General features: G+C 74.2%; 6 protein-coding genes and 1 tRNA gene. 1 reads left to right on the top strand and 6 read right to left on the bottom strand.

From position 1 onward, the window contains the following. From G5C62_RS25580 to G5C62_RS25570, 3 genes are all read right to left on the bottom strand, one after another. Positions 1 to 1,389: PP2C family serine/threonine-protein phosphatase (locus tag G5C62_RS25580; RefSeq protein WP_164703219.1), on the bottom strand; the 1,389-nt coding region annotated here is incomplete at its 3' end. Beyond that, positions 1,386 to 1,847 (bottom strand): FHA domain-containing protein, encoded by a 462-nt coding sequence (locus tag G5C62_RS25575; RefSeq protein ID WP_036332510.1) that lies wholly within the window; start codon positions 1,845 to 1,847, stop codon positions 1,386 to 1,388. The genes G5C62_RS25580 and G5C62_RS25575, both read right to left, overlap by 4 nt. 21 nt (positions 1,848 to 1,868) lie before the next feature. Continuing rightward, on the bottom strand, positions 1,869 to 2,666 hold the full coding sequence (locus tag G5C62_RS25570) for a DUF3662 and FHA domain-containing protein (RefSeq protein ID WP_036332512.1): 798 nt from the start codon (positions 2,664 to 2,666) through the stop codon (positions 1,869 to 1,871). Positions 2,667 to 2,889: 223 nt separating this feature from the next. On the opposite strand from G5C62_RS25570, the gene G5C62_RS25565 reads away from it, so the two are divergent. Beyond that, positions 2,890 to 2,975, top strand: a tRNA-Leu gene (locus tag G5C62_RS25565). 43 nt (positions 2,976 to 3,018) lie between these two features. Here G5C62_RS25565 and G5C62_RS25560 read toward each other — a convergent pair. From G5C62_RS25560 to G5C62_RS25550, 3 genes are all read right to left on the bottom strand, one after another. Next, the gene (locus tag G5C62_RS25560; RefSeq protein ID WP_164703218.1) at positions 3,019 to 4,068 is read right to left on the bottom strand and encodes a hypothetical protein; all 1,050 of its coding nucleotides are present in this window, start codon (positions 4,066 to 4,068) and stop codon (positions 3,019 to 3,021) included. Beyond that, positions 4,065 to 4,715, bottom strand: a complete 651-nt coding sequence (locus G5C62_RS25555) for an RNA polymerase sigma factor (RefSeq protein ID WP_241176136.1) — start codon at positions 4,713 to 4,715, stop codon at positions 4,065 to 4,067. Before G5C62_RS25555 ends, G5C62_RS25560 begins: the two co-directional genes overlap by 4 nt. Before the next feature lie 145 nt (positions 4,716 to 4,860). Continuing rightward, a partial coding sequence (locus tag G5C62_RS25550; protein WP_206330864.1) for a hypothetical protein occupies positions 4,861 to 5,064 on the bottom strand: 204 nt, incomplete at its 5' end.

Here is a 5,064-nt window from a genome sequence, read left to right as displayed (position 1 = left end):
GCTCGGCGGCAGCAGCTCCGCGAGCGTGGACGCCCCGGTCCAGTTGGTGTGGGCCACGGTCGGGCTGGTGCTGTTCGTCGCCGTCCTGGTCATCGTGCGCGACCACCGGGCGCTCGCCCGCTTCGCCGGAGGGGCCGGGGTGGGGGACGGGGTGCCGGTGGCCAGCGCGGACGTCGTCCGGCACAGCGGCAGCTGCTGGCCGCGGAGGTTGGACAGTATCCGCGCGGCGTCGTCCGGGTCGTCGGCGGGGATCCCGTCGCTGACCCGGTTGCGGGCGGCCTGGGTGAGGTCGGTGGTGGCCAGCGCCGTCGCCTCGTCCAGGCGGTAGAGGTCCAGCCCGACGACGGAGGCGTTGAGTCCGCGGAACACCCCGACCCGGTCGCCGTCGGCGGTCTCGGCGACCCCGACGAACCAGTGGCCCATCACGAACAGGTAGGCGCCGATCGTCGCGGCCCCCAGCACCACGACGGCGGCCAGCGCGAACAGCGCGGTCCGCAACGGCCGGCGACGGCGCGGCGGTGGGGAGCTGGTGGTCAGCGCGGTGGACTGCCCGGTGGCCTGCGGGTCGGCGAGCGCGGCGCGACCGGCGGCCGACCGGGGGTCGACCTCCCGCTGGCCCACGTGGTCGCCGGCGGCGCCGTCGACGACCGGCTCGACGAGCACGCCACGGCCGTCGTCCTCGACGACGTCGGCCACGATGCAGGTGATGTTGTCCGGGCCGCCGCTGCGCAGCGCGAGCTCGATCAGCCGGTCGGCGGTCGCCTGGGCGTCCGGTTCACGCAGCGCGCCGGCGAGCGTCTCGTGGCTGACCACGCCGGAGAGCCCGTCGGAGCACAGCATGTAGCGGTCGCCGGCGCGGGCGTCGCGCATCGACAGGTCCGGCTCGACGTCCTGGCCGTTGAGGGCGCGCAGCAGCAGCGAGCGCTGCGGGTGGCTGTTGGCCTCCTCCTCGGTGATCCGGCCGTCGTCGATCAGCGTCTGGACGAAGGTGTCGTCGTGGGTGATCTGATGCAGCTCGCCGTCACGCATCAGGTAGGCGCGGGAGTCACCGACGTGGCACAGCCCCAACCGGCCGCCGGCGAAGAGGACGGCGGTCAGCGTCGTCCCCATGCCCTCCAGCTGCGGGGATTCCCGGATCACCTCGCGCAGGTGCTCGCTGCCCTCGAACACCGCGTGACGCAGCGCCTGGAGCAGGTCGCCGGAGGGGGCGTCCTCGTCGAGGTGCTCCAGCGCCGCGATGACGACCTTGCTGGCGACGTCGCCCGCCGCGTGCCCGCCCATGCCGTCCGCGACGGCCAGCAACCGGGGCCCGGCGTACACCGAGTCCTGGTTGGTGCCGCGGATCAGACCGCGGTCGGAACGCGCCGCATAGCGGAGGACCAAGCTCATGAACGCAGCTCCAGGACGGTCTGCCCGATCCGGATCGGCTGACCGGGGGCCACCAGCAGCGGGCCCTGCACCCGCTGCTGGTCGAGGTAGGTGCCGTTGGTGGACCCGAGGTCCTCCACGTACCACTGGCCGCCGCGGTTGGTCAGCCGCGCGTGCCGGGAGGAGGCGAAGTCGTCGGTGAGCACCAGGGTCGAGTCGTCGGCGCGGCCGATCAGGATGGCCTGTTCCCCCAGGGTGATCCGGGTGCCCGACAGCGGGCCGGCGGTGACGACGAGGTGGCGGGGTCCGCGGCCGCCGCGCTTGCGGGCGGCGGCGGCGCGGGGCGGCACCGAGGCCACCCGGCCGGCCCGGCCCCCGAACAGGTCGGCGCGCACCACCCGGAAGGCGGCGAAGACGAACAGCCAGAGCAGGATCAGGAACCCGAAGCGGAAGGCCTGCAGCACGATCTCAGCCGGCACAGCGACCCCCGGGGACCGCGCTCACGCGCCGTCCTGTCGGTACACCAGCACCGAGTGACCGATGCGGAGGACATCGCCGTCGGCCAGCTCCTGGCGCCCCACCCGGCGACCGTTCACCAGCGTGCCGTTGGTCGAGCCGAGGTCCTCGACGACGACCGCGCCGCCGACGAGCTGGACGTCGGCGTGCTTGCGGCTCACCCCGGTGTCGGGCAGCCGGACGTCGGCCTCGGTGCCGCGACCCAGCACGTTGCTGCCCTGTTCGAGCACGTGCTTGGTGCCCGGGCCGTCGACGACCAGGACGTGGCTGACCCGCTGGCCGGGGCGGCCCACGACCGAGGGTTCCTGGGCGCCGGTGTCGGTGGCCCCCATGGCGGCGCCGGGCAGCCGCGGCAGCGGGGGCAGGCCGGGTGGGGGTGGCGGTGGCGCGGCCGGCGAGCGCTGCGAGGCCCCGCCGGTGACGTGCGAGCCGACCTCGAAGACCCCGGTGCGCAGCTCCTCGTCGAGCTCCAGCCGGACCTCGATGTCGCCGAAGGTCTGGTAGCCCTCGCGCTGGATGTGCTCTGCGACCATGTCGGCGAGCTCAGCGGCCAGCTGCTCGGACCACTCGACCAGGTTCTCGTGGTCGGTGGGGCCGAGGGTCACGACGAAGACGTTCGGGGCGAGCACCCGGTCACCACTGAGCACCGAGCGCTGCTCATCGGCCTCGCGCTGGAGGGCGTGGGCGATCTCGGCGGGGTGCACCTTCCCCTTGAACACCCGGGCGAAGGCCAGCCCGACCATGCCCTCGAGGCGTCGTTCGAAGCGCTGCAGCGCACCCACAGTCGCTCCCTTGCGCTCGGTCGACCTCCCACTGCCCTGAGTGCCGATCGTAACCGGGGGCGGGTCGCCGGAACGGTCGGGAAGCACAGGACGCCCCGGACGATCTCGTCCGCGCCGTGTCGACACACCGTTCTACCAGCGCGCCGCCGGCGATGGTCGGTGCCGTGCCGAGCGGGGGGCTGCGAGAGGCGGCGCCGGGGGCTGCTACTGTCCTTCCTCGCCAGGGCAAGTGGCGGAATGGCAGACGCGCACGGTTCAGGTCCGTGTGTCCGAGAGGACGTGGGGGTTCAACTCCCCCCTTGCCCACCAGTCGAAGGCCCCCACCCGATCCGGGTGGGGGCCTTCGTCGTCCTCAGGGTCGGTGTTTCACCTGCTCGGCGAACTCGAGCACCTGCTCCTGGGTGAACGCGTCGGGCACCTGCAGGGTGAACGTCGTCCCGTCGGTGAACTGCGCCTGCAGGAACCAGCCGCGCTGGTCCAGGTACCCGGTGTCGACCAGCACCAGCTGGGCCGGCCGGCCGTGCACGACCACGTCCAGCTGGGGGCCGATCGGCCCCATGATGCTGCTGCGCACCTGGTCGGCCGGGGCCACGTCCTCCGGCAGCGGGACGTGGACGGTGATCTCCTGCTGCTCGTACGCGTCGTTGACCAGCGTCAGCACCCGGCCCATCTTGAAGAACTGCACCGACCAGCCGGCCGGTGCCAGCCCGATGTCCAGGGTCGCGGGCTGCGGTCGGTCGACCAGTGACCGCGCGATGGCCAGCACCTGCTCGGACGTCCGGTACCGGCCGTGGGCCTCGATCGTCACCCACTGGTCCTCCGACCGTTCCCAGGTCAGCCAGGTGAACGCGCGGCGACCGCAGTCCTCGCCCAGGCCGTCGCCGGTGCACCAGTCCTGGGACCAGCGGACCAGTTCGGCGTCGCGTCCGTCGACGCTGACCTCGTCCACCGCCGCGACCTCGACGCCGGCCACGTCCTCGTCGGGCCGCGGGGACTCGTCGTCGCCCACGTGCAGGGTGAAGCCGTGCTCCCCGGTGGGGTCGTCGTAGGCGGCGATCGAGGCGCCGTCGCCGTCCCCGTCGAAGGCCGGACGGAGCCCGTCGGGGACCGGGTCGAGCGAGAGCGGGAACGTCGGCATCGTGAAGTCGACGAGCGTGACGCTGTCGGCCGGTGTCCCCGGACCGTCCGGCGCGGCGATGACGACGGCCGCCGTCCAGGCCGCGGCGACGGCGACCCCCGCGGCACCCAGCCGCAGCGTCGTCCGCCGGCTGGGCCTGCGACGGCGGGCCGTGGCCGGGCCGTCGATCTCCGCCAGCAGGGCGGCCCGGGCGGCGGAGCGAGCGGCGGGGGAGAGGGCCGGCGCCTCGGGGCCGGCCTCGCGGAGTGCGGTCAGCTCGTTCATCGGGTCTCCTCCGGGGTGTCGCTGGACGGGGAGACGTCCCCGAGCGCGGTGCGGGTCTGCCGGCGGGCGCGGTGCAGCCGGGAGCGGACCGTCCCGACCGGGACGTCGAGGACGGCGGCGATCTCGGCATAGGTCAGGTCGCCCCAGGCGAGCAGGAGCAGCGCGTCCCGGTCCCGGGGCTCCAGCGCCGCCAGCGCGCCGGCCAGCGGGCCGCGCAAGGCCTGGGCGTCGATCCGGTCGGCTGCTTCGGCAGGGTCGGCGGCGTGCTCCTCCGGCTGCCCGGCGGCCTTGGCCAGCGTCCGGTAGCGGCGCCGCTCGGTGCGCTCGTGCCCGTGCACGACGTGGGTGGCGATGCCCAGCAGCCAGGGGCGGACCTCGACGTGCTGCGGGCGGTACGCCGCGCGCCGGCGGAACGCGATGAGGAACGTCTCGCTGAGCAGGTCGTCGGCGAGGTCGCCCACGCGCCGGCCGAGGTAGCGGTGCACGGCGGCGGCGTGCCGGTCGAACAGTGCGGTGAACTGCTCCGGCTCGGACGTCGAGCGGGCGATCAGCGCGGCGTCGGTGGGCAGCGCCGAGGGGAGTGCCCGCAGCGGCACCGGACCCGGCGGAGGGTCGATCGACCGGTGCACGGAGCGGAGTCCGACCACGGGTGGTGATTCTCCGGCAGCGGAGGGTGGGCTCGTCACACCCCTTCATGGCCGGACCCGACGATCCGGTTCACGGCCGACCGCCGTCGGTACCGCAGCGCCCCGGCGGCCCGCCGGTCACCGGGGCGCTGCTGTGCTGCCGAGGTCAGGCGGTGCCGCTGCGGCCCTGGATGAAGGCGGCCGAGTCGTAGTAGGTGCGGACGCCGGACAGCTCCTCCTCGTCCCCCTCGATCAGGGTGACCCCGCGGTAGGTGAACGGCTTCCCGTCGCGCAGGGTGCCGGTGGAGGTCCACTCCAGCGCCGCGCTCGACTCACCGACCACGGTGTGCGTGAACGTCGTCTCGATCTC

This window comes from Modestobacter sp. KNN46-3, from assembly GCF_011039295.1.
The sequence above is the reverse complement of the archived record's forward strand: the minus strand, read 5'-3'. Positions and strand labels throughout refer to the sequence as shown.